1 protein-coding gene is annotated in these 445 nt (G+C 71.0%); it reads left to right on the top strand.

Annotated elements, in window-relative coordinates:
* On the top strand, positions 1-370 hold a 370-nt coding region (locus D7Y13_RS42915; protein WP_158626228.1), incomplete at its 5' end, for a TolC family protein.
* Positions 371-445: the final 75 nt, after the last annotated feature.

The raw sequence follows: 445 nt of genomic DNA, 5'->3' as shown, positions 1-445 counted from the left end.
GCAGCCGATCTTCGATGCCGGCCGCAACCGCGCCAACCTCGACGTCGCCACCGTCAGCCGCGACATCGCCATCGCCCAGTACGAGCGATCGATCCAGACCTCGTTCCGCGAGGTGGCCGACGCGCTGGCCGGTCGGGCCACGCTGGGCGAGCAGCTGCGGGCGCAGACGGCGCAGACCAATGCGCTCGCCGTCACGTATCGCCTGGCCGACCTGCGCTACCGCGCCGGCGCCGCCAGCTACCTCGACGCCCTCGACGCGCAGCGCTCGCTCTTCACGGCGCAGCAGGCGCTGGTGCAGACGCAGGCACTGCAGCTGCAGAACCTGGTGGCCCTGTACCGCGTGCTCGGCGGTGGGTGGAAAGGGGAGTGACGCCGGGCGGCGAACCACGATCCAAAAAAGGGGCAAAGCGTCCGAGTGCCCGGGCCGATACACTCCGCGCCACGA

This window comes from Corallococcus praedator, from assembly GCF_003612125.1.
In the GTDB taxonomy this organism is placed as follows: domain Bacteria; phylum Myxococcota; class Myxococcia; order Myxococcales; family Myxococcaceae; genus Corallococcus; species Corallococcus praedator.
This window is presented reverse-complemented; position numbering and strand designations above follow the sequence as displayed.